We start from the raw sequence: 21,005 nt of genomic DNA on the forward strand, positions 1-21,005 counted from the left end.
CCGCAAGGATAGCGCCCACTCGAAATGCGCCTCAGAAGCCTTCGTTGCAAGATATAAGGAGCGGTCTTTTTGACGCACCCCCTCGCATGCCGCGCGCCAAACGCCGGTAATTCTGCACGATGATAGGGCGGACTGTGTCATGGACTGCCTAGGCGTGAGTTGTCGCTGCCTCAATCTCCTCGAAAATACGAATCCAGCTGCGTGCGCCCTGGCGCAGGCGCTCGCTGTCATAGTGTTCGTCAGGGGCGTGGATAGCATCGCTTGGCAAGATGAAACCAATGACCACGCATTCTGTCTGCAGTGCCTTGCCGAGTTGTTCAACCAGCGGGATGGCACCACCTGTTCCACGCAAAATGGCCGGGCTTTGCCATTCCTTTTCAAGGCCGCGGGCCGCCGCTTTCAGGTAGGGGCTGTCTTGCGACAGCACGACCGCCGAACTGCCACCGTCACCCTCAAACTCAACGCGGCAACCAGCAGGTATCAACCGTTCGACATGGCTGCGGAATTGTCGGCGGATTGCCTCTGGCGATTGTCCGGCCACCAGCCGAAACGACAGCCGCGCAGTTGCCGACCCCGGCACGACGGACCGTTCACCCGGCCCTTGATTACCGCCGGTAATACCGTTGATATCGACAGTTGGACGACCCCACATCGCTTCAATCGGCGCGTAGCCTTCCTCGGTAATGCCGCCGGTCAGATCGACATCGGCAAACAGTTCCGGTTGTCGGGAAAGGTCCTGCCACTGCTGGCGTATGGCGTCGGGAATATCGTGAACCCCATCATAAAAACCACGGATGGTGACACGGCCCTTGTCGTCATGCAGGCTTGCCAGAATGCTGCTGAGGATCCGTATCGGGTTGGCGGCAACCGCGCCGTAATGTCCCGAATGCAGGTCCGCATTGGGCGCACGGATCGTGACACGTTCATGCACCAGCCCTTTGAGCTGGGTGGTGATGGCCGGCTGGGTGGCGGTCCACATCTCGGCATCACAAATGAAGGCGACATCACAGGCCAGTTCATGCCTGTGTGCCTCAATAAAGGCCGGCAAGCTGGCAGATCCGCACTCTTCTTCGCCCTCCAGCAAAACGATAACCTCTGCTGGAAACTCGCCATGCACGTTTTTCCACGCCCGCAGCGCCTCGATGAATGTCCACAACTGGCTTTTGCTGTCCGATGTCCCGCGTCCGTAAAACCTGTGGACGCCATCTTCCTCAATGATTTCAGGCGCAAAGGGCGGGTGTTTCCACGCACCTTCATCACCCACCGGCTGAACGTCATAATGCCCGTAAAACAGCAGACGCGGTTTTTTGCCGGATGAAAGGGTTTCTGTTGAAGCCGTGAAGGAGCGGGCAAGAACCACCGGGTGCCCCTTGGTCGCGATAATATCGGCCGCAAGTCCCATCGACGACAGCTCATGTTTCAGCCATTCGGCTGCCCGTTCAATTCCGTGTTTGCCGGAAGGGTCGCTCGATATCGACGGGATCGAAACCAGTTCAAGCAATTTGCTGAGCGTGATGTCAAACCTGTCGTCGATATCGCGCAGCACGTCTTCTGTTTTTGGCACGTCTTGTCCTTCCAGCAGTGTTGAAATATCGCGTCCGAAATCACCCATGACGGGCCGTTTTCAGGGATGTCTCGCTGGCAGTCCCACTGCACTTTGCGTCAAGGAAAGCCAGCAGGCGGGTCACGTCCTCCCAGAGTTCGCCTTCATCTTCCAGGCCGATGCTGAGGCGCAATATGATGTCGGGACCGCTCCAGTCGGTCGCACTGCGAAAGCCGGTGATGGACATGGGCGCGGCAAGGCTGCGTGTGCCGCCCCAGGATGCGCCAATGGCAAACACCTGCAACGCGTCAAGCGACGCCGCGACATGGGCCGATGCCTCTGGCGTGAAAACGATGCTGAAAACACCGCTTGAGCCGAGAAAATCCCGCTTCCACACCGCGTGATCGGCGAAGGTTTCCAACGCAGGATGAAGAACCTGCGTCACCAGAGAATGGCCTTCAATCCTGCGGGCAAAATCAAGCGCAACCCGCTCTGAATGGCGCAGGCGCACGCCAAGCGTCTCAAAGCCACGCAGCACAAGCGAGGCATCATCAGGAGAGACACCGATGCCCATTCTGCCGATCAGCGAACGGATCGGTTTGATCAGGCTGTCATCGCGTACGGTGATGGAACCCATTAGCACATCGGAATGGCCGGATACGAACTTGGTCAGCGCCTCGGTAACGATATCGGCGCCATGCGCCAGCGGCTTGAAATTGAGCGGTGTCGCCCAGGTATTGTCGACACCGACCAATGCGCCATGTTCATGGGCGATGGCCGCGATGCGTGGCAGGTCCAGAATTTCCATCGTTGTCGAACCGGGGCTTTCGCACCAGACAATCCTGGTGGTTGGCCGCATTCTGGAGGCGACATCGTCAGGCGAACGGGGATCGAAGAATTCGACCTCGACACCGAGGCGACGCAAATCGGTTTCTGCCAGATCACGCATCGGCGGGTAGGCGGTATCGGCAATCAGAATGTGATCACCGGCCGCCAGAAACGGCAGAACCGCCAGTGCATTGGCCGCCTGGCCAGAAGGCGTCAGAAATGTCCAGGCACCTTCCTCAAGGCTCGTCAGCTTGGCTTCCAGTGTCCGGGTGGTTGGCGTGCCATAAAGGCCGTAGGAATAACCCTCATGGCCGCGTTCCCCGCGCGATGCATAGGCTGCGGCGTCCTTGAAGACGATCGTCGAGGCGCGATGAGTACCAATACCGAGCGGCGTAAAACCTTCCGTTGGTACTGCGGGCGTAAGGACGCATTGGGTGAGATCGTTCATGGCAAGGCCTTTCGGAACAAATGCTGTGCGTTTGCGGAAATCAATTCCGAAACGGGCAAATCTGCGCTACTGCTATTCGTAAAAGTTATTGATTGTCGGTGGAGCTGCTGGTGAACCTGAGACAGGTGGAAGTCTTTCGCGTGGTGATGACCAACGGCACGACGGCGCGCGCTGCCGAAGTGCTTCACGTTTCCCAGCCCGCCATCAGCAAGATGATCCAGGAACTGGAGCGTTCGCTTGGCTTTGATCTTTTCAAGCGGATCAAGGGGCGCTTGCAACCGACCCAGGAGGGACAGTTGTTTTTCCGCGAGGTCGAGCAGGCATTTCTCGGATTGACCCATCTTCGCGGCGCGGCCGCCCGCATCCGGGACTACGGTTCCGGAGAAATCCGCATCGCCTGCCTGTCGGCGCTGTCGACCAATGTCCTGCCGCGTGCGCTTCACGCCTTCATGTTGGCCAATCCGAATGTCGCCGTTACATTCCAGGCGCGCATGTCGTCCAACGTCCGCGATCTGGTGGCATCTGGCCAATTCGACCTTGGCATTGTTGCAGACGAGATTGACCGCACCGGTGTGGAGGTTGAGGAATTCGCCCAGTTCCGGGTGGCCGTCGCACTGCCCAGGGGACATGCGCTCGAAGCCCTTGAGATCATTCGCCCGGTCGATCTTGCCGGCCAGGCCTTTGTTGCACTGGCGCCCGAAGACACCACCCGGCGCGAAGCGGAAATCGCCTTCGCACAGGCGGGCATTACTGTCCGCACCGTAATGGAAACGCCGTATTCTACGACGATCTGCGCCATGGTGGCCGCTGGCATCGGCGTTGGCCTGGTCAACCCGCTGACGGCCGAACCTTACGAAGGCCACGGATTGACCTTGCGCCCCTTCGAACCGGCACTCCATTTCAGAACGCTGCTGATCACGCCGCCCAATCGTCTGCCGTCCACAATTCTGGAGGACTTCATCCGGGTGCTGCGCGACGCGATTTGAGTGTTTTGGCCTGGTCATGAACATCGCGGCCTCACAGCACCTTGGAGAGAAAGGCGGCTGTGCGCGGGTTTTGTGGACTGGTGAGCATGGTGCGCGGATGTCCTTCCTCGACGATTTGCCCTTGGTCCATGAAGACGAGGTGGTTTCCCACTTCCCGGGCAAAACCGATTTCATGCGTGACGACCACCATGGTGATGCCGCTGCGTGCCAGATCCTTGATGACATCGAGAACTTCACCGACCAGTTCCGGATCGAGCGCCGAGGTCGGCTCATCAAACAGCATCACCTCCGGCTCCATCGCCAGTGCGCGCGCAATTGCCACCCGCTGCTGCTGTCCACCGGAAAGCTGCGTGGGATAACGGCTGCCAAAGCCATCCAGCCCGACACGTCTCAGCAGATCATCAGCCTTTTTCCCGGCCTGCTCGCGTGACCAGCCTTTGACGTGGCGCGGACCCTCCATGACGTTTTCGCGGGCAGTCATGTGCGGAAACAGGTGAAAACGCTGGAAAACCATGCCCGTCAGGCGGCGTTGTGCGGCGATCTGCGCCGGTGCGAGTGGGTGAAAACGCTCGTTGCGTTCGGTAAAACCCTGCAGCTCACCTTTGACAAACACCCGGCCGGCCGAAATGCTCTCCAGCTGGTTGATGCATCGCAGCAGCGTTGATTTTCCCGAACCGGACGGACCTATCGCAACGCAAACTTCGCCACGCCGCACGCGCATGTCCACACCCTTCAGCGCATGGACGGGACCATAGAATTTGTGGATGTTCTGCATTTCAACGCAGAACTCTGAAACATGTGCGTTCATGGTCTACTCCGCCCGTGTCGGGTGAACGGAAACGCCTTTACCGAAATGGCGTTCGAGGAAATACTGGCCAACCATCAGCAGGCTGGTGATGGCGAGATACCAGGTGCCGGCAACCAGCAGCAGCGGGATTGGCAGGTAAAGCCGGTTCGAGATGGCATTGGTCGCAAAGGTCAGGTCGAGCGTAAACGGCACGGCAAGCACCAGCGATGTCATTTTCAGCATGCCAATGGTCTCGTTGCCCGTCGGCGGTATAATCACCCGCATCGCTTGCGGCATCAGAATACGCCACCAGATTTTCGCAGGTTTCATGCCCAGTGCCTGCGCCGCTTCAGCCTGCCCACGATCAAGCGAGTTGAAACCGGCCCGGAAGATTTCCGTAAGATAGGCGGACTCGTTGAAGCCAAGGCCCAGGATGGCCGCCATGGCCGGCGTGACAATATATTTGGTTTCGACGCTGATGACCTCCGGGCCAAAAGGTATCGCAAGGCTGAGATTGGGAAACAGAACCGCAAACAGACCCCAGAACAGCAGCTGCGTATAGATTGGCGTTCCCCGGAAAAACCACACCCAACCATAGGCAATGCCGCGCAAAACGGGATTGTCACTATCGCGCATGATTACCAAAAGCGCAGCCATAACGATCGCAACGGTCATTGCGACCACGGTCAAAATCAGCGTCCAGCCGACCCCCCGTATGACCTGAGGGGAAAACAGGTGGGTGGCGTAGACATCCCAGTGGAAATTGGGATTGACCGAAACGGCCTGCGCGATTTGCAGCGAAACAACAGCCAGGATTGCAATGGCAAGCCAGCGGCCGGGATGGCGACGCGGCACGACGATGTTGCGCGTGACGGTCGCCTTTGCGAGGGGAACCGGCGTAAAGCCGGTTCCGATATTGTCGACATCAGTGGCCATCGGTTCAGATCTTCACTTCGGGATTGACGCGCGCCTGGTCGACGATCACGGAACCCACACCCCAGGTGTCGAGCAGTGCCTTGTAGGTGCCATCGGCGATCAGAGAGTTGATGGTGTCGGCGATCAACTGCGTCAACGCCATATCGGATTTGGCAACGGCAATGCCGTTTGGACCATGCTTGCTTAACGCGCCGCCAGCCGGCTTCATGGTTTCAAACGCACCGTTAGACTGCTTTGCCGCATAACCGATACCTGCCTCGCCGGACACGGTGGCATCTGCACCGCCAGCCGCAACGCGGGTCAGTGCTTCCGGCTGTTTGGAAAACGGCAGAATGTCGATTTCGGCCTTCCCCGCGGATTTGCACAGTTCGTTTTCAGCAATCACTGCCTTTTCATGGTAGCTGCCCGACTGGATGGCGATCTTGCGGCCGCACAGGTCAGCGGGATCAAACTTGGCCGGGTTGCCGGCCTTCACCGCCCACATGCTGCCCGTATCCGCATAGCTGACGAAATTGACGGCTTTCATGCGTTCATTGGTGACGGAAAACGCCGAAACACCAATGTCGAACTTGCTGCCGAGAGCCGGCAGAATGGCTTCAAAAGCCGATGTCTGGAAATCGATCTTGACGCCGAGCTTCCTGCCAATGGCATTGGCAATATCGACATCAATACCCTCAGGGGTTTGGCCATCCTTTTCGCTCAGAAACTCCCAGGGCGCATAGGCCGTATCGGAGCCGATCGTCAGGACGCCGCTCGCCTTGATTTTTTCCGGCAATCGGGCGGCCAAACTGTCCTCAACCTTGATGGAGGATGTGTCGAAACTCTGCGCAAGGCTCTGGCCGCTGAGTGACAGAACAGCGAGTGCGGCAAACACCGGCAGATGAGTAAGTGTCTTGTTCATTTTGTTCCCCATGTTGTTTTGCGACGGATTGAGTGACGCTTGGGAGGATCACCATCATCATCCGACAATGACACTATGGGACCGGCAAAACAGTCCGTCCAATAATAAGATCGGGCCACTCTATTCGCTGAGGTTATTGCTTGCGCGACCGCGCGCCGCATTGACCGACGGCAGTATCATGCCCACAGCAAGCGCAGAGGAGATAGAGGTTGGGGCGGCACTCGGCACCTTTCCTCTACCCCTGTGGGAGAGGAAGAAAAATCATCACCTTAGCTTGCTAAGTGATAGATTTTTCAGGTGAGGGGTTCTTTTGACCCCAAACCGTCAGCGCTTGACACCCAAAACCCCACCCAAACCCATGATAATGTTGAAGTGGCGCAGCCTGCTGCCCATAAACCTTGCACTCAACACCTGCTAACGCAGCACCGCCGCTTGCTGTTTTCTGTCTCTCTTTGGTCTTTGAAGGAAAGAGTGCAGCACTTATTCATTTTCAATCCTCTAGCAGAAAAACAGCAGCATTGCTGCGCCACCAAACCACCCGCAATCTGCTGCCCAAAAGTGTTGTGATTAATGTTGCGATTTGTGTTGCTGTAATGTTGACGGTGATGTTGCGGTGTGTGTAAATGCCGCATCAGAGCTGGGGCCATCACCTATGTGAAAGGCCTCTAAAGGCCCCAGTATTTCATCGTAACAACCTTGTTTGCGCCTAATGTCAGGGAATGAAACAAACAGCATCTAACCGGTCGTAACAGCCGGTGGTTTTGCGCGTCCGTAGTGTTGCTGTTGTGTTGTTTTTGTGTTGCGTTCAATGGAGGGCGGTCACATGTCAGGCGTTTTGCAGAACCTTTCCGGCCTTGCGCTTGCAGCCGGGCTGATGGCCTTCGCCGCCGTACAATTTAACGCGCAGGTCATGCGTGAAGACAGGATAAATCAGGAGATTGGCCCGTGGCATCGCTCAACATCGCACCGATAACCGCGCTTCTCGACTTTGATGAACTGAACATTGCCATCCATGGCCGTATGGACAGCGGCATTCTGATTTCTGGCCGCGCCGAGCTGGAAGGCGACGCGGATGATTTTTACGTCACGGCGGTGTTTCTGGAGGATGGCAGCTGCTTAAGCCACGATGCCAGTGACGAAACGCCCTTCGAGACGGAGCTGTTCAAGCGCATCGTCAATGTCATCCATAACGACAAGACGGTGATTGGCCGTTACGCGGCCATCGAATGGGCCGATGCGGTGGAGCAGCACAAACAGCTGGTTTAACCCGTCACTGGCAGGGCATGGACGAAGGCCCAAGCAATTCCAGAGAAAGTGGGAACCGGTTTCTCGTCCGGACATTGCGCTAAAAAGAGGGCTTAGAGCATTTCGGCCCAAATCCTTTTGCCGAACGCTCCACATTATTTCTCGTCATGCGGGTAAATTTCACCGACGCCTGAAACCTTAGATCACCCTCAAACCGCTGAAAACCATCATCAATTGCAAAACGGCGATGGAGAATAGGAATTAATTCACATTTCTTTATCCCCGGCGCAGTGCGAAGCCCTATCATGCCTACCATGAGTTACAGAAGGAAGTTGTAGATGTATTGCGCAAATCAACGGCCAGCCGCAGCAGACTTCACCCGCCAGCCAAAACCTGAGCGTAAGGCGCCAGTGCAGGCTGGTGCGGGGGCGGCTGGCCGTTCTGCGGGCCTCAGCCTTGGCGGGTGTGCTGAAACCATCGCCCCCAACCGGCCATTCCGGCTGACCGACCCCTTTGCCAAAATGCTGTTTACGACCCGGCCGCATATCGGCGCGGAATACACACGTTACATGCTGGCGGTGGAAGACTGGTGCCACGCTGAAACCAGCGAAAATCACCAGGCAAACGCAGATAGTGAGCCGGCTTACCAAATGCGCCGTGCTGCATTGCTGGCGAGCCGCATCGAGCAGGTGGGCTGATCATGACGCAGCACACCAACCACCCTGACAACACCGAAAACCAGCCTCAAATCCCTGATATGGTGCATGACACCACCTGGAGACGTCTAGCACATATGACAGAGCAAACCGTTGAAACCGCTGATATCAAGCCCGCGCAACAGCCCGGCACTACGCCGGCGGTGATGCCTGCGGATGATCAGGCGCTGCTCGCCTTGCAAGCAGAGCTGCATGAGGCTGCAAAGGTTGCTGACCTGCGTTTCCGCGATATGCCCGAGGATATGGCGCTCGAAGATGAGCTGGCGGAAATCGATGCCATCATGCAACCGGGTGATGCGCTGGCAGAACGCATGTTTGCGCTGACCCCCACCACATCATCCGGCATCGATGCGCGGGTCCGGGCCGAGGCGTGGCACAGCGGCGATTACATCACCACCTATCTGCGCCCATACCAATAAGCCTGTCTTTCGGCAGGGTCGGCAAGATGTGTGCAACAATTTGGACAATGCGCAGTGAGAACGTGGATTTCAGTTCTTACCGCCCAACAAATCACAACGTCACTGTTGCCAGGGCTTGCAACTGACTTCAGGTTCGTCACATCCGATAACCTGTGTTATTCCGCGTTCACCAGAGCTTCCCGCTGGTAAATGCAGCGCATAACGTTGGCGATGGCGGGTGCCGGTTGCATCAGTACCGCTAATGTCGGCGGAACATTCTACTGCGACTTTGCAGCTGTTACGAACCGCCACTTTGCAAACTGGCCTGTTGTATTCATCAAGTCCTTGTTGCTTTTTGTGAGAAACACATGAAGCAATTTTCGTACTGTTACCAACCGCCGGGGCGTTAGATTTGGCCGTGGCACTGCCAGCGGAACCGCTTGCCTTCCGCTGCATCAGCGCGCGCCATTCTTCGTGCAAGGTGCTGTTTATAACCATTTGCCGCGCGAATTCAGCTTGGTTCCACGGGGGATTCGAAGCCGCATCAAGCGCTCGATCTGCAGATATCATTTTTTGATGTAAAGCGTGTATCTCTGGGTCCATCGACCAGTCTTCTTTGTACCATGAAGGCTCAAACGCGAAGGTGACTCCGGCAGATAGCGTTGCAGAACAAATGAATCCGAATACGACACACGACAAAAGATAAGTGCTCCAGCGTGCCTTCGTGGCTGCGCTTGTTTGGGCGGTGTAATCTGCGCTTCTCTTGCCAGTGGATCGCAAAGAAATATCTCCAGTTTAGCGACATACATGCAGCCTATATGACTATAACAGGCGGGAAATCCCCCGTTTGGGTGATGCTGACAGCAGCGGATTTTATTAGCGTGCTGCACAGGGTTTTCGGGGGCCAACGCGTTGCGCAAAATATCGATATCATTGCTGTGTTTTGTGCTGTCGCAATGCCTCAGCCTGTTGCTGTTTCCGGCCAGTGCCCACGCCGATGTGCGCTGCATGACCATGCAGGGCGACAGCTGGGTCAATGGTTGCAATAACGACATTCACTTTACCCACACGGATTGTGAAGGCGGTGTCGCCCGACTGAAGATCAAAGTGGGCGAAAAGCCACGCTACAGCCCATATCTCGCCCGTCAGAACCATCAGAAAAACTGCACCGTCACCATTCTCAGCGAATGTGTGCCTGACGATATCGAGCGCGGCATCTGCAAACTCGAACTGACCAACCCTTATCTGGAGTGAGCCCATGCCTTTGATGCCTGCGTCATCTATGTCGTCCGTGTTGTGCCGCGCAGTTCTCAGTGCCGGCCTGTTGTTGTCGCCGGTTACTGCGGCGCTGGCGCAGCAATCCCGCATCATCTCGGGCGATTGGGTGGCCGGTTGCGTTGAAAAATTCCGCGATGGCGCGCCGATGGTCTATTGCGACCGGTTTGGTGGTTTTGTCACCAACACCTATCCGCCGGGCTGTGATGGCAACGCCGCATTCTACTGCTCGGGAATGGACCTGTGCACGCTGGCAACCTATGTCGCCGTCATTGACACGGATGATTATTATCGCCTGCAAAGCGAGATAGAGGATTGTGACGGGCCGGTCATGCAGCCGCTGCAGGGATGAGGGCGGTTGGGGCACCCATTGCGACACATCTCTAACGTTTTGATGACGTGAAACAGCGCGGCTGGCGCCTTACCTCTACCCTTGTGGGAGAGGACAGAAAATCACGGTCTTAGCGTCAGCTAAGTCGTAGATTTTCTTGGTGAGGGGTTATGTGCTTGCTCATCGTCAGTTGTTTTACACCAACAGCCTCAACAAACTCTCCTCATGCCTCGTGCTTGTCACAGGCATCCAGCCGTCACGCGTCTGCGTGACGAAAAGAATCTTTCCATTCCCAAGACTGGGAATGACTAGATTCCCGCAACAAGCGCGGGAATGAGGGAGGTCGAGGCTACCCACCCCAAAGACAGGGTGTGCCGCATGTCCAACGCACCACCTACACCGTTGAAACCCCGTTAAGATTTGCCTTTTAGTCTGTGCTGCATCCATCACGCACGGATCAAAAACGGGGGGCAACAATGCTGACAAGACGATCGCTGCTCAGACAGGGTTTGGCCTCCAGCATGGCCTCAGGGATGGTATTGTCACTGCCGTCCATCTCCCGCGCCGCCTTTCCGGACACTGACGTCACGTTCCTTGTCGTCAATGACATCCATGCCTGCCAGATTGGCGATAGCCTCAGCCCCGGTTGCGCGGCGCAAGGCAAGACCGATGAAAATCTTCTGCGCCATATCCGGGGCCTCAACGGCATAGACCAACACAACTGGCCGCAGGACATTCTGGGCAAACCAAGCGGTTTTATCTCCGCGGGCCAGCCCATCGCCCCACCGCGCGGCGTCATTGTCTGCGGCGATGCCACCGATGATGGCGGCGGACAGATGCCGGACCTTGGCGAGGGCACGCAACTGCTGCAATTTTCCAAACGTTACCGTCATGGCGAAGGGCCGGATCGCATTCGTTACCCGGTGTATGTTGGGCTCGGCAATCACGACCTTGATCAGGACGACCGCCCGCCGCAAATTAACTGGTACCGCGATGAGTTGCGCGACTATGTGCGCATGAACCACAAGCCGAGCATCTTTGCGACACCTGAAGTTCCCGCCGATAATTACGATTCCGCCTCCAACAATTATTCCTGGAACTGGGGTGGTCTGCATCTGGTGCAGGCCCAGCGTTACGGTGGAGATACCGACAAGGGCACGGCCAGCAGCCTGGCATGGTTGAAACATGACCTCGCCACCTATGCCGCAGATGGCCGGCCGGTGGTGCTGTTCCAGCATTATGGCTGGGACCCGTTTTCGCTTGAGCATTGGGACCCGATAAAGAGCACCTTCACGCCTGAAGGTTCCGGCCCGCCGCACTGGTGGGGTGAAGAACAGCGTCAGGCGCTGATGGATACGCTGTCCGGTTACAATGTCATCGGCATCTTCCACGGCCATGAGCATGATACGTCGATGGCCTACAAGGTTGGCGCTTACGATGTGTTCAAGGCCAAGGCCGCCTTTATGGGCGGTTTTTGCCTGGTGCGCGTCACCAATAACCGTATGGACGTCGCCATCGGGCAGGTTGCCGGCAATGGTGATACCTTGTCGTTTGACGTCGGGTTTTCAAAGGCGTTGGGTTAGGGGACATGCGATTTCACCCCTCACTTGCGATTTCTAACACTTAAGGGCTTTACGCGCCTTAAGATGTTGAAATCGCTTTCTCTCCCACAAGGGTAGAGATGGGTGGATGCCGAGCCACTTGGCACCCCTACCTCTACCCTTGTGGGAGAGGAAGAAAAATCATGGTCTTAGCTTGCTAAGTCATAGATTTTTCAGGTGAGGGGTTGTTACCCATGCAACGCTTATTGCGTTACACCAGCAGCCCCAACACCCACCCCTCATACCTCGTGCTTGTCACAGGTATCCAGCCGTCACGCGTCTGCGTGACGAAAAGAGTCTCTTCATTCCAAGGACTTGGGATGACTGGACTCCTGTAACGAGTACAGGAGTGAGGGAGGTCGGGGTTATCCACCGAACTACATCGATGGCGTCACGGTTGGAGCATCACACCCCCCACTCAATCCGCCCATTCCTGATCGGCGGTGAACACGATTGTCAGCCAGCGGTCAGGGCCTTCGTCGCCAATGCGGGCGCCGATTTCATCGCGTATCGCGTCCCATTCGCTCAAACTTTTGGCCGCCAGGGTCTTTGGGGCAATGAAAAACAGCTCGATCTGCTTGGCGCGGCCCACCTTGGCAACGTAGGCGCGGTGCGCGGTAAAGCCGTATTTCGCCACGATGTCCCTGGCAATCACATCCACACCGTCACGCAGTTCCGTAGGCGCAACCAGCAGAATATCGGCCACCGCCTGGCGCACATTGGCAATCGGCGTCGGCAAAATGAAGACGCAGGCCAGCGCCAGCACCGCCGGGTCGACGTAAGGGGAAAGCCAGGCAAACTGCGTGCCTTCAATGGCGTAACCGATCAAAAAGGCCACCAAAAGCGCTGCGGTCAAGCCCGCCGTCATGAACCACGCCTTGGCGTCCAGATCCACAAAACCGGATTTGACCTCGCCATTGGCCCGCCGCAGAAAGAAACCGGCACTCACCGCCACCACGGTTGCCACGAAGGCAAATATCATCGCCGGGCCGAAATCCACCACGCGGCCACCGTCGAGAATGCTTGAAATCGCGCCCACCAGCGCCACACCGGCCGCACCCATCAACAGGCTGCCATTCAGGCCCAGAACCATCGGTTCCAGATGCCAGAAACCGACCGAAAACCGGTCCATGAACTTGCTCTTTTTGCCGCTTGCGGGCAATGGGGCGGCGGACGCCGTAATCAACCGCGCCACCAGCAGCGCAATGACAGTCATGAAGGCATCGGTCAGCGCGTAAACGCCATCAAACATGATGGCGGCCGACCCGGAGGTGAAACCGATGATAATGCCGAAGGCGGCCATCATCACCGTCAGGCCAATGGAGAGTTTAAGCAGGGATTGTTCGTTCATGATATTTATTCCGTAAGGGCCAGATCGGCACTGTCAGCCCCAAGCGACACGTCACCATGACGGGACATGCGGGATATGCCGGCAACCAGCACATTAACCGTGGTGCTAAACGCTGCCTTTGGCGGTATTTCTGATAAAAAGGGCGCAATGCGCCGTGTGGCAGGGTAGTCTTGTTCATCCAGCTGCAAAAAGGCCTGCGCGTCCTCACCGGCCACTCGGCCCATGAAGCCGGATATTTCGGCGGTAATCAGCCCGATGATCGAGGCATACCAGCCAAGCCCGATAGGCAGCGCCATTTCAGGCGCCAAGCCGGCATCCTGCAACGCGCTCTGCACCGTTTCAATGTGGCGGTATTCGGCAGAACCGGATGACAGAAAGCGAGACATGGACTGGAATGTCTGCGGGTGAGCCAGCGCGACACGGCGATATTCAAAGGCAATGTGGCGCAGACGGTCTTGCCAGGGCAAATCAGGCTGGGGTGGTTCAAGCCGCGCCACCAGCTGGTCGGAAAGCGCGCGCAACAACCCGTCCTTGGACTTGCAGTGGTAGAGAATTGTCATGGGGTCGCAACCCAGCGCATCTGCCAGTTTGCGCAGGCTGAACTGGCGTTCGCCAACGCTTTCCATAAGCACTGCCGCCGTCTCTATGATCTGCGCCCGCGTCAACATCTGGCACCTCTGTCCGTTGTCCTGATTTTCTTCTACGGTGTAGAGTTCTACAGCGTAGAACAAGAAAAATCAATGCCTTGGGCTTGCTGTGCGGCGTAACAGGGCGTGCATACGCCACATAAAACGCGGTCGTTTCAAATTGTAACGGTTTGTTTTTGCAACGTTTAAAGGCTGGTTTGTTATTTCCCCATCAAGGCAACAAAGGGGGTTTTGGTATGTCGAGAGAAGCAAGCAATGCAGTGGGTGCTGGCGCGGTTATGAGTGCGGGCATTGCCACAGGTGTGGTCGGTGGCGCGTCCGCCGCAGGCGGCATCATGAACATCGTCCGCAAGGTCGTTATCGCCGGCGATCAGGGCTGGGACCGCGACGGCATTTTTATCTGCTCCAAGTTTGCGTTCAACTTCCGCACCCAGCAGGTGTTTGACGGCAAGGAAATGCACGCCTTTGAAGACATCACCAGCTATAGCTGGGACGAGCACATCATCAAGATCAGCATTCGCGGCCGTATCGAACCAAAGGCCATCAATGTCGGCATGCCGGAACGCTGCCAGATGATTGGCAAGATATTGGAAGATATCTGGGCTGGCGTGTCTTACGAGCCGGAAAAGAAGCGCCTGTTGCCAACCTTCCGCAAGCGCGTACACCGGGTCAAAATCCGCACGGCTTTCCGTTATGCCATCCGCAGTTTCTTCCTTGGCATCTTTTTCGGCATTCCCATCACCGGTGAAATGGGCCTCCATGGCGATCCACGCTTCTTCGGGGTGCTGTGGTTCATGGCCGGCGTTTTTGCGCTGTCTGTCGCATGGCGCAAGTTCAAGCCGGTGAAAGAACCGGTCTGGCAACCCGCCGCCTGATAAATTCAGGACACTATTGGGGCAGGGATAACGTGGAGTGGTTGTTTGCCGCAACCGACCCTCATTCCTGTGCCTGTCACAGGAATCCAGCCGACGCGCGTCTGCACGGCGAAAGAGCTTTCTCATCCCCAAGACTGGGGCTGGGCCTGGATCTCTGTGACATCCCTCGGGCAAGCCCGGGGACAGAGATGAGGGAGGCCGTGGTCTACGCTCGGCGCCTTTCCTCTACCCTTGTGGGAGAGGAAGACAAATCATGGTCTTGGCTTGCCAAGTCATAGATTTTTCAGGTGAGGGGTTCTTTTTGTCCCCATGCTCGTCACTCGCTCGACGCCATATCTGGGCCTGTCCCAAGTATCTAACCACGTATCCGCAATCGCCGCATATCTAGCTGGCGTGATTAGATACTCACTACCGCGGCGAAGATGACGAAGCACCGCAACTTGTCATGCCTCAAGGCCATGAAACAATGAAGCGCAGCCAGTGTTCGCCATCATCAGAGCAACCTTCATACAACACGTCGGCCAAGCCATTTTTCTGTCTGTGGGTCCCCTTCGCCGATAGGCAATACCGACTTTGCGATGGTGAACGCTCTTCCACAGGCCCGAATTCCAACCCGCAGTTCGAAGCAAATTCGGTGTATATGCCAAACAGCTCAATCAGGCTTTGTTTGGTTTCTTCCGGCCCCATGACCATCGTTGAATCCGTCTTGCATAACACTTTGATGTCGTCAGGATCAGCCGTCCGAACCGCGCACTCTTCAAAATTCTCCGCAATGAACGCCAGATTCACATCGTTCTTTGTGTTAAGCGAGAGATTGCGCATCCCGTCACGAAATCGGTCTGATGTTACCTCGTTGAAGGACTTGCAAAATTGATCAATATCTTCTTGGGCAGATGCAGCGCCACAAAACAGAAAAAATACAAGCGCAACGCGTAATCTCATTTTATCAAACCTTTACAAAAAGAACTCGCAGCCGTTGCTCCGCCCATACACTGGCGGCACATGGTGGGGCTAATATGGAAAGAACACTCGTCGCGCGATACGCTGCCACTTGAAGCATTCGGCTGCTCTTCACCCTGTATCTTCAACCACTGCGGATTGTCAGGGTTCATCTTGCGCAGCTGCTCGTTTATCCACTCGCGGTGATACGACACGTGAAAGAAAGAGAGCGCATTGGAACACAGCGGAATATTGCTTTCCTTTTTCCAAAATTTCAGGGCCTCTTTCATGTCGTCTGGAAGCTTTCCGTAGCCATCTGCGGATGACTGAATTCCCAGCAAATAATGGACTTCAAGACCGGCAATGTCTTGATCGGTGCCTGATATGGTAACCGGGCTTCCCGAGTCTCCCATGCATATCAGGGCCGTTTTCGGGGCCAGGCTGCTCATCATGAAATGGTCCAATCCATCCGCCTTTTTAGGTCTGGCCATCTCGGCAAACCACATTTCGGAAACTGGTTTGTAAATGGCATCCCGACCATGGCCGAAAATGTAATATTTCGGCCCATCCGCACGTTCCAAGGTTGCGTCCCACTCCGGCGGAACGATCGTGACCGGCTTGGCATAATCGGAAGGTCTTTCAAGCTGGATTAGCGCCAGGTCGTGATACTGGCTGGCCTCGCTTCTTGTGAAGCTGGAATACATCGGCTCGGGATAACCGCCATTATAGAGCGGATGAACCACCCATTTTTTTGCCTCTATCGTATCAACCTTAACCGGGGCCGCGCTTTTGAGAAACTTGACCAACACATGCCGCGCCTTCGATACGCAGTGCCCGGCCGTGATGATGATGTCAGGGGCAATGGCGGCCCCAAGACATTGGCTGAACTGCGGGTCACCCTTGTTTTTATAGGCCTGGATCGACACGACAAAACCGGATGCATTGCCAAGCGGATCTTGCGACACATTGATGCCGTCAACCATGGCACGGGCCTGCTGTGGCACAAACAGCAGTGAAACTGCCATCAGCATTGCGCTCAAAAACGTTTGGGCATTCCATGCCCGCAAGCCGGTACTCTGCGTGTTGTCCATCGTTCCCCAAAAACCCCGGCGTCTATTTCATTGTGGATGCCCGCTCACCCAACGCCGCTGCCGTAGCGTAAACCGGGACGGCAACACCAACCTCCCCAATTTGGGTGAGAGGTTTTGGGTTTTTTTGGTGAAAATGACGGCGGGTCGGGGCGGCAATATTGCTCCACCTTCACCTCATTCCTTTGCCCGTCACAGGAATCCAGGCCAGCCCAAGTCCTTGGGCTGAAAGACCTTCTTCCGTCGCGCAGACGCGTGGCAACCGGGCAGGGCGGGGCATGCCAAACAGCAAATAAAACCCCGGCCAATCGACAAGGCCGGGGTTACACCTGCTCAAACATCACACCTAAAAAACCCTCACAATATAAAGCGCGTCACTACCATTTGTTATGGATGATAAACAACTACAGTTTTGCAAAGTGGTTAAACAACAAGGTTAAGTCGCCGAACACAAAATTACTGTGGTCAGATGCATTCCGTCATTCCAAATTTAGAGCGCAACACAACGTAATGTTGCATGAATGATACTTACAGGATTTTTTAAAAAACGTATTTTGTATAATGAATATTCGTCAGATATCTATGTGGTGCTACCAATTCAGCGCGACGGAAGTAAACATCTCCGTTTCTACTGATTGGTCGCGTGAAGAATATTGAATTTCTACATGCGAAAGCAGGAAAATTCGAGCTTTGTTGCAGGTTGAACTGACGTAACCATCCTTGGCATTGGGAACTTTGAAATGGTGAAGCATCTCGTTACGGCATTTCTCTTCACAGGCACTGCTCTTTTCTCAATTGATATCGCGTACGCTGCAGACGGAAATGGTTACGACATCCTCCCCACGCTGGGAGGCAACGGTTCCGGCGCATTCTCGATCAGTTCCGACGGATCAGTTGTGGTTGGAAATTCAAATATCTCGGGCGGAGGTTACTTTGCCACGCGCTGGGATGTGGACACCGGTACGGTGGAAAACTTGGGGCGACTGAATGGTGGAAGCTCATCCACTGCATACGGGGTAAGCGGCGACGGCCAAGTGGTCGTCGGCTCCGCTAGCAACGGGAGTGCAGGGGATATTTCGCAGGCCTTTCGATGGACAAAAGCCACCAACACAATGGTCAGCCTTGGCGCGCTGCCCGGCAGCACCTTTTCAGCTGCATACGGGACAAATACCGACGGATCAGTTGTGGTTGGCTTTTCAGTTGTTGCGAGTTTGGGCGAGCTACATGCGTTCCGTTGGACTGAAGATACTAACACGATGTCCGATCTCGGAGTATTAAACGGCGGAACGCGGTCCGTCGCTTATGCGGTGAGCGCCGACGGCGCAGTCGTCGTGGGTGACGCAGAGGACGGTAACGCAGGCGCCAATGAGCTTGCTTTTCGGTGGGATTCAACGTCACAAGTGATGACGAGCCTTGGCACGCTATCGGGTGATCTGACTTCAGCAGCAAGGGGCTTAAACGCCGATGGTTCTGTTGTTGTAGGTTGGTCGGTTGGCATCGACGCGCTAGAACGTGCCTACCGTTGGACACAGGCATCAAACATGATGGTCGATCTCGATCCTCTGAACCCAAGTCGGGCGTCAAGAGCTTTTGCTGTTAACGCGGACGGATCGGTGGTCGTTGGTGAATCGCAGCGCACAGGTGGTGGATACCAAGCTTTCCGTTGGACCGAAGACACTGGACTGATCTCTGTCGAGGATTGGTTGCGAGCCGCGGGCGTAACGGTTGCTTCTGATTTCACGGACACTGCGAGGGGGGTAAGCGCCGATGGCACCGTTGTGGTTGGCTCAACCAATCAATCTGGAGCCTTCATCGCCCGCGTCAGCTCTGTCGGCTCCGGCATCATCGACGTCAACGAGTTTTACGCATCGCTTGCCAATAAACCCTCCGCCAATGTCGGCCTCAACTATGCCGGTACCATTCTAAATGGCGCGCATGGCGAACCGATGCGCAACCTGCTGCAGGCCGGCCAGCAGTCCCTCTGGGTCACCTCTGACATTGGTTATGACAATGGCTCCGCCAGTGATGGTGCATTTGGCGTGGCTGATTTCGGTTACGGCCTTGGTCTGGAAGGCGGCGGCACGGCACGTTTTGCCTTTGGCGGTCTTTACACCGATCAGGATATCGATGCCGGTGGCAACTTCATCAACAAGGGTTTTTATCTCGCGCCGGAGGTCACGCTGCCGGTTGCTGGCAATCTCTACGCCACCATTGGCGGCTATTACGCGCCGGGCAAATTGACCGTCACCCGCGGTTATCTCAATGGCGGCGTCATGGATTTTTCCATGGGCGAAGCCGACCTTGATACATGGGCTGCCAAACTGCGCCTGGACTGGTTGAATGCTGTGACCATCAACGACTGGAACCTGACGCCCTATGCCAGCCTGACTTACGCCCATTCAAAGCTCGATGCCTACAGTGAGACCGGCGGTGGCTTCCCGGCCAGTTTTGATGCGGTGAAAGACCATAGCACCGTTATTCGTGCCGGTGTGGATGGCGTGCACAGGCTGGACAACAACATTCGCTTGCTGGCGCGGGCCGAAGCAGCCTACCGGTTTGAAGATGAAACCGCTGCCACCAGCGGCATCATCACCGGCCTGTCCGGCTTCAATTTCGCTGGCCAGAACACCAACCAGTTCTGGCTGCGTGGTGGTCTGGGCGCTGAAATGGATGTGGCCGGTGGCACGGCCTCTCTCAACGTCAATGTCACCACGCAGGGCGATGACCCAACCGTGTGGATACGCTCCGGCTGGAAAGTGACGTTCTGAACTTCGGGTCCTGCAGCAGAGCGGGTGATGTCGGCGCCAGCCCCTTGGAGCGAATAGCCGGCGGCGGCATTTTTGTGCCGATTGTAAACAGAATGGCGCTTGCAACGGCCATGCCGGCAAACAGCAGGAACATGGCCGGGCCACCCAGCATGCCAAGAAGCGCACCGCCCAGTGTTGGCCCGACAAAATTGCCAACAGTGGAAAAAGAATGCGCGCCGAAATAGCTGCCTCTGTTGCGGTCGTTGGAAATGCCGTCCACCAGCATGTATTCCGATGGCACCACCAGAATTTCGCCAATCGTGAAGATGACGATCGAAATGGCAAAGGCCCAGAATTCACCCGATAGCAGATAACCGATTTCACCGGCGCAAAAGAACATGCAGCCGATGACCAGAGCACGAAGCGCGCCGGTGCGTTCAATGAACCGGCGGGCAAAGGGATTACCAACAAGCACCACCAGACCGTTTATCGACAGCATATAGGCAAAGATCTCGACCCCGCCTTCAAAATTCGCGGCAAGATAGGGCGCAAGCGTTGCCGAAAACTGCCCGTAAACAGCAATCAGCAACGTGCCGCCACCAATAAAAAATGCCAGTCGTGGATCGCGCGCCGCGGTTTTTACCGTCTCAAACAGCGAGATCGATGCGGTCTGCTGATCGGTCCTTGACGTCGTCATGACAGGTGTCTTGTAGAGGTGCAGCGCCAGCGCAAACAGCGCATACATTGCCCCGGCAATCACGAACAGAAATGTCGAGGCTGCACCGGCGGCAATGCCGATCAGCGGGCCAACCGCCCAGCCGACATTGGCGGCCGTGTACCGCCAGGAGAAATATTTCAGCCGTTGTGGCTCGGGGCAGGCATCGCTCATCATGGCGCGGGAAATCGGCTCATAAACCGCAACCGCAACAGCGCCGCCAATCTGCGCCACACAAAAGGCCAGCACCGTTTCTGCCGTGCCCATGCCCACCAGGGCCAGCGCCATTGAAATGAGGGTAATGGTCATGATGGTCTTGCGCCCGACCTTGTCGGACATTGCCCCGGCAAAGGGTGCCGTCAATGCGCCAACCAGCGGGCCGGCACCGAGAATGGCACCGATGACGGCCGGGCCAAGCCCAAAGGATTGTTGCAGCTTGATGGCGAGAAACGACAGCGTCATGGCGCGCGCCACCGCCACCAGACCGGAACCGGCAATCAGAAACAGAATATAGTTGCGTTGGTGGTTGCTCATCTGAAGCCCGGTCTTGCCCTGTATGTCCTGGATATCAGCAGGCGGAGTCGACAGTCATTGCCCCATTGCTGTTGGCGTCATGAATACAGGGTTTTAGCAAAGCCGCAATCGGTG

General features: G+C 56.2%; 21 protein-coding genes. 10 read left to right on the forward strand and 11 right to left on the reverse strand.

The window, feature by feature from the left end; genetic code table 11:
• Positions 1–148: 148 nt before the first annotated feature.
• Positions 149–1,612, reverse strand: a complete 1,464-nt coding sequence (locus ACZ5FM_RS07510; protein ID WP_464040210.1) for a M20/M25/M40 family metallo-hydrolase — start codon at positions 1,610–1,612, stop codon at positions 149–151.
• On the reverse strand, positions 1,605–2,819 hold the full coding sequence (locus tag ACZ5FM_RS07515; RefSeq protein WP_464040211.1) for a trans-sulfuration enzyme family protein: 1,215 nt from the start codon (positions 2,817–2,819) through the stop codon (positions 1,605–1,607). The genes ACZ5FM_RS07510 and ACZ5FM_RS07515 overlap by 8 nt, the downstream gene beginning before the upstream one ends.
• A gap of 110 nt (positions 2,820–2,929) precedes the next feature.
• Between ACZ5FM_RS07515 and ACZ5FM_RS07520 the strand changes: the two genes are divergently transcribed.
• Complete coding sequence (locus tag ACZ5FM_RS07520) at positions 2,930–3,805, forward strand: LysR substrate-binding domain-containing protein (RefSeq protein WP_464040212.1); 876 nt, start codon at positions 2,930–2,932, stop codon at positions 3,803–3,805.
• Between the two features lie 31 nt (positions 3,806–3,836).
• Here the strand turns inward: ACZ5FM_RS07520 and ACZ5FM_RS07525 are convergent, their stop codons facing one another.
• Genes ACZ5FM_RS07525 through ACZ5FM_RS07535 form a run of 3 tightly spaced genes read right to left on the reverse strand, consistent with a single transcriptional unit; the run spans position 3,837 to position 6,429 of the window.
• Positions 3,837–4,613, reverse strand: coding sequence for an amino acid ABC transporter ATP-binding protein (locus ACZ5FM_RS07525; protein WP_250985945.1), 777 nt, complete (start codon positions 4,611–4,613; stop codon positions 3,837–3,839).
• A gap of 3 nt (positions 4,614–4,616) precedes the next feature.
• Positions 4,617–5,528: an amino acid ABC transporter permease gene (locus ACZ5FM_RS07530; protein WP_464040213.1), complete on the reverse strand. Its 912-nt coding sequence runs from the start codon at positions 5,526–5,528 to the stop codon at positions 4,617–4,619.
• Positions 5,529–5,532: 4 nt separating this feature from the next.
• Positions 5,533–6,429 carry an ABC transporter substrate-binding protein gene (locus ACZ5FM_RS07535; RefSeq protein WP_250985947.1) on the reverse strand — a complete coding sequence of 299 codons (897 nt, stop codon included), beginning with the start codon at positions 6,427–6,429 and terminating at the stop codon, positions 5,533–5,535.
• A gap of 823 nt (positions 6,430–7,252) precedes the next feature.
• Between ACZ5FM_RS07535 and ACZ5FM_RS07540 the strand changes: the two genes are divergently transcribed.
• The 4 genes from ACZ5FM_RS07540 (at position 7,253) to ACZ5FM_RS07555 (ending at position 8,809) form a co-directional block, all read left to right on the forward strand.
• Complete coding sequence (locus tag ACZ5FM_RS07540) at positions 7,253–7,402, forward strand: hypothetical protein (protein WP_464040214.1); 150 nt, start codon at positions 7,253–7,255, stop codon at positions 7,400–7,402.
• Complete coding sequence (locus ACZ5FM_RS07545; protein ID WP_259146333.1) at positions 7,375–7,695, forward strand: hypothetical protein; 321 nt, start codon at positions 7,375–7,377, stop codon at positions 7,693–7,695. The genes ACZ5FM_RS07540 and ACZ5FM_RS07545 overlap by 28 nt, the downstream gene beginning before the upstream one ends.
• A gap of 317 nt (positions 7,696–8,012) precedes the next feature.
• Positions 8,013–8,372, forward strand: a complete 360-nt coding sequence (locus ACZ5FM_RS07550) for a hypothetical protein (RefSeq protein WP_464040215.1) — start codon at positions 8,013–8,015, stop codon at positions 8,370–8,372.
• A 2-nt stretch (positions 8,373–8,374) separates the two neighbouring features.
• Positions 8,375–8,809: a hypothetical protein gene (locus ACZ5FM_RS07555; protein WP_464040216.1), complete on the forward strand. Its 435-nt coding sequence runs from the start codon at positions 8,375–8,377 to the stop codon at positions 8,807–8,809.
• 99 nt (positions 8,810–8,908) lie between these two features.
• Here ACZ5FM_RS07555 and ACZ5FM_RS07560 read toward each other — a convergent pair whose 3' ends face one another.
• Complete coding sequence (locus ACZ5FM_RS07560) at positions 8,909–9,391, reverse strand: hypothetical protein (RefSeq protein ID WP_464040217.1); 483 nt, start codon at positions 9,389–9,391, stop codon at positions 8,909–8,911.
• 309 nt (positions 9,392–9,700) lie between these two features.
• Between ACZ5FM_RS07560 and ACZ5FM_RS07565 the strand changes: the two genes are divergently transcribed.
• The 3 genes from ACZ5FM_RS07565 to ACZ5FM_RS07575 all read left to right on the forward strand — a co-directional run bounded on the left by ACZ5FM_RS07565 (position 9,701) and on the right by ACZ5FM_RS07575 (position 11,977).
• Positions 9,701–10,042, forward strand: coding sequence for a hypothetical protein (locus ACZ5FM_RS07565; protein ID WP_464040218.1), 342 nt, complete (start codon positions 9,701–9,703; stop codon positions 10,040–10,042).
• Between the two features lie 4 nt (positions 10,043–10,046).
• Complete coding sequence (locus tag ACZ5FM_RS07570; RefSeq protein ID WP_464040219.1) at positions 10,047–10,415, forward strand: hypothetical protein; 369 nt, start codon at positions 10,047–10,049, stop codon at positions 10,413–10,415.
• A 455-nt stretch (positions 10,416–10,870) separates the two neighbouring features.
• Positions 10,871–11,977, forward strand: coding sequence for a metallophosphoesterase (locus tag ACZ5FM_RS07575; RefSeq protein ID WP_464040220.1), 1,107 nt, complete (start codon positions 10,871–10,873; stop codon positions 11,975–11,977).
• 436 nt (positions 11,978–12,413) lie between these two features.
• On the opposite strand, the gene ACZ5FM_RS07580 is transcribed toward ACZ5FM_RS07575, so the two are convergent.
• Positions 12,414–13,346 carry a cation diffusion facilitator family transporter gene (locus tag ACZ5FM_RS07580; protein ID WP_464040221.1) on the reverse strand — a complete coding sequence of 311 codons (933 nt, stop codon included), beginning with the start codon at positions 13,344–13,346 and terminating at the stop codon, positions 12,414–12,416.
• A gap of 5 nt (positions 13,347–13,351) precedes the next feature.
• Positions 13,352–14,077 carry a TetR/AcrR family transcriptional regulator gene (locus ACZ5FM_RS07585; protein ID WP_464040222.1) on the reverse strand — a complete coding sequence of 242 codons (726 nt, stop codon included), beginning with the start codon at positions 14,075–14,077 and terminating at the stop codon, positions 13,352–13,354.
• 152 nt (positions 14,078–14,229) lie between these two features.
• On the opposite strand from ACZ5FM_RS07585, the gene ACZ5FM_RS07590 reads away from it, so the two are divergent.
• Positions 14,230–14,868 (forward strand): hypothetical protein, encoded by a 639-nt coding sequence (locus ACZ5FM_RS07590; RefSeq protein ID WP_464040223.1) that lies wholly within the window; start codon positions 14,230–14,232, stop codon positions 14,866–14,868.
• A 450-nt stretch (positions 14,869–15,318) separates the two neighbouring features.
• Here the strand turns inward: ACZ5FM_RS07590 and ACZ5FM_RS07595 are convergent, their stop codons facing one another.
• Both ACZ5FM_RS07595 and ACZ5FM_RS07600 read right to left on the reverse strand, forming a co-directional pair.
• Complete coding sequence (locus ACZ5FM_RS07595) at positions 15,319–15,810, reverse strand: hypothetical protein (protein WP_464040224.1); 492 nt, start codon at positions 15,808–15,810, stop codon at positions 15,319–15,321.
• Positions 15,807–16,733, reverse strand: a complete 927-nt coding sequence (locus ACZ5FM_RS07600; RefSeq protein WP_464040225.1) for a trypsin-like serine peptidase — start codon at positions 16,731–16,733, stop codon at positions 15,807–15,809. The genes ACZ5FM_RS07595 and ACZ5FM_RS07600 overlap by 4 nt, the downstream gene beginning before the upstream one ends.
• A 902-nt stretch (positions 16,734–17,635) precedes the next feature.
• Between ACZ5FM_RS07600 and ACZ5FM_RS07605 the strand changes: the two genes are divergently transcribed.
• Positions 17,636–19,663: an autotransporter domain-containing protein gene (locus ACZ5FM_RS07605; protein ID WP_464040226.1), complete on the forward strand. Its 2,028-nt coding sequence runs from the start codon at positions 17,636–17,638 to the stop codon at positions 19,661–19,663.
• Here the strand turns inward: ACZ5FM_RS07605 and ACZ5FM_RS07610 are convergent.
• On the reverse strand, positions 19,602–20,891 hold the full coding sequence (locus ACZ5FM_RS07610) for an MFS transporter (protein WP_464040227.1): 1,290 nt from the start codon (positions 20,889–20,891) through the stop codon (positions 19,602–19,604). The two genes, ACZ5FM_RS07605 and ACZ5FM_RS07610, sit on opposite strands and share 62 nt — an antisense overlap.
• Positions 20,892–21,005 lie beyond the last annotated feature (114 nt).

It is taken from the genome of Agrobacterium sp. 5Ca50 (assembly GCF_055381905.1).

Bases quoted from the DNA above. Each gene is read 5' to 3' on its own strand.
- ACZ5FM_RS07575 (WP_464040220.1), top strand. From the start codon at position 10,871: ATGCTGACAAGACGATCGCTGCTCAGACAGGGTTTGGCCTCCAGCATG.
- ACZ5FM_RS07605 (WP_464040226.1), top strand. From the start codon at position 17,636: ATGGTGAAGCATCTCGTTACGGCATTTCTCTTCACAGGCACTGCTCTT.
- ACZ5FM_RS07535 (WP_250985947.1), bottom strand. From the start codon at position 6,429: ATGAACAAGACACTTACTCATCTGCCGGTGTTTGCCGCACTCGCTGTT.
- ACZ5FM_RS07510 (WP_464040210.1), bottom strand. From the start codon at position 1,612: ATGGGTGATTTCGGACGCGATATTTCAACACTGCTGGAAGGACAAGAC.
- ACZ5FM_RS07540 (WP_464040214.1), top strand. From the start codon at position 7,253: ATGTCAGGCGTTTTGCAGAACCTTTCCGGCCTTGCGCTTGCAGCCGGG.
- ACZ5FM_RS07515 (WP_464040211.1), bottom strand. From the start codon at position 2,819: ATGAACGATCTCACCCAATGCGTCCTTACGCCCGCAGTACCAACGGAA.
- ACZ5FM_RS07550 (WP_464040215.1), top strand. From the start codon at position 8,013: ATGTATTGCGCAAATCAACGGCCAGCCGCAGCAGACTTCACCCGCCAG.
- ACZ5FM_RS07580 (WP_464040221.1), bottom strand. From the start codon at position 13,346: ATGAACGAACAATCCCTGCTTAAACTCTCCATTGGCCTGACGGTGATG.
- ACZ5FM_RS07525 (WP_250985945.1), bottom strand. From the start codon at position 4,613: ATGAACGCACATGTTTCAGAGTTCTGCGTTGAAATGCAGAACATCCAC.
- ACZ5FM_RS07570 (WP_464040219.1), top strand. From the start codon at position 10,047: ATGCCTTTGATGCCTGCGTCATCTATGTCGTCCGTGTTGTGCCGCGCA.
- ACZ5FM_RS07595 (WP_464040224.1), bottom strand. From the start codon at position 15,810: ATGAGATTACGCGTTGCGCTTGTATTTTTTCTGTTTTGTGGCGCTGCA.
- ACZ5FM_RS07590 (WP_464040223.1), top strand. From the start codon at position 14,230: ATGTCGAGAGAAGCAAGCAATGCAGTGGGTGCTGGCGCGGTTATGAGT.
- ACZ5FM_RS07610 (WP_464040227.1), bottom strand. From the start codon at position 20,891: ATGAGCAACCACCAACGCAACTATATTCTGTTTCTGATTGCCGGTTCC.
- ACZ5FM_RS07530 (WP_464040213.1), bottom strand. From the start codon at position 5,528: ATGGCCACTGATGTCGACAATATCGGAACCGGCTTTACGCCGGTTCCC.
- ACZ5FM_RS07555 (WP_464040216.1), top strand. From the start codon at position 8,375: ATGACGCAGCACACCAACCACCCTGACAACACCGAAAACCAGCCTCAA.
- ACZ5FM_RS07560 (WP_464040217.1), bottom strand. From the start codon at position 9,391: ATGGACCCAGAGATACACGCTTTACATCAAAAAATGATATCTGCAGAT.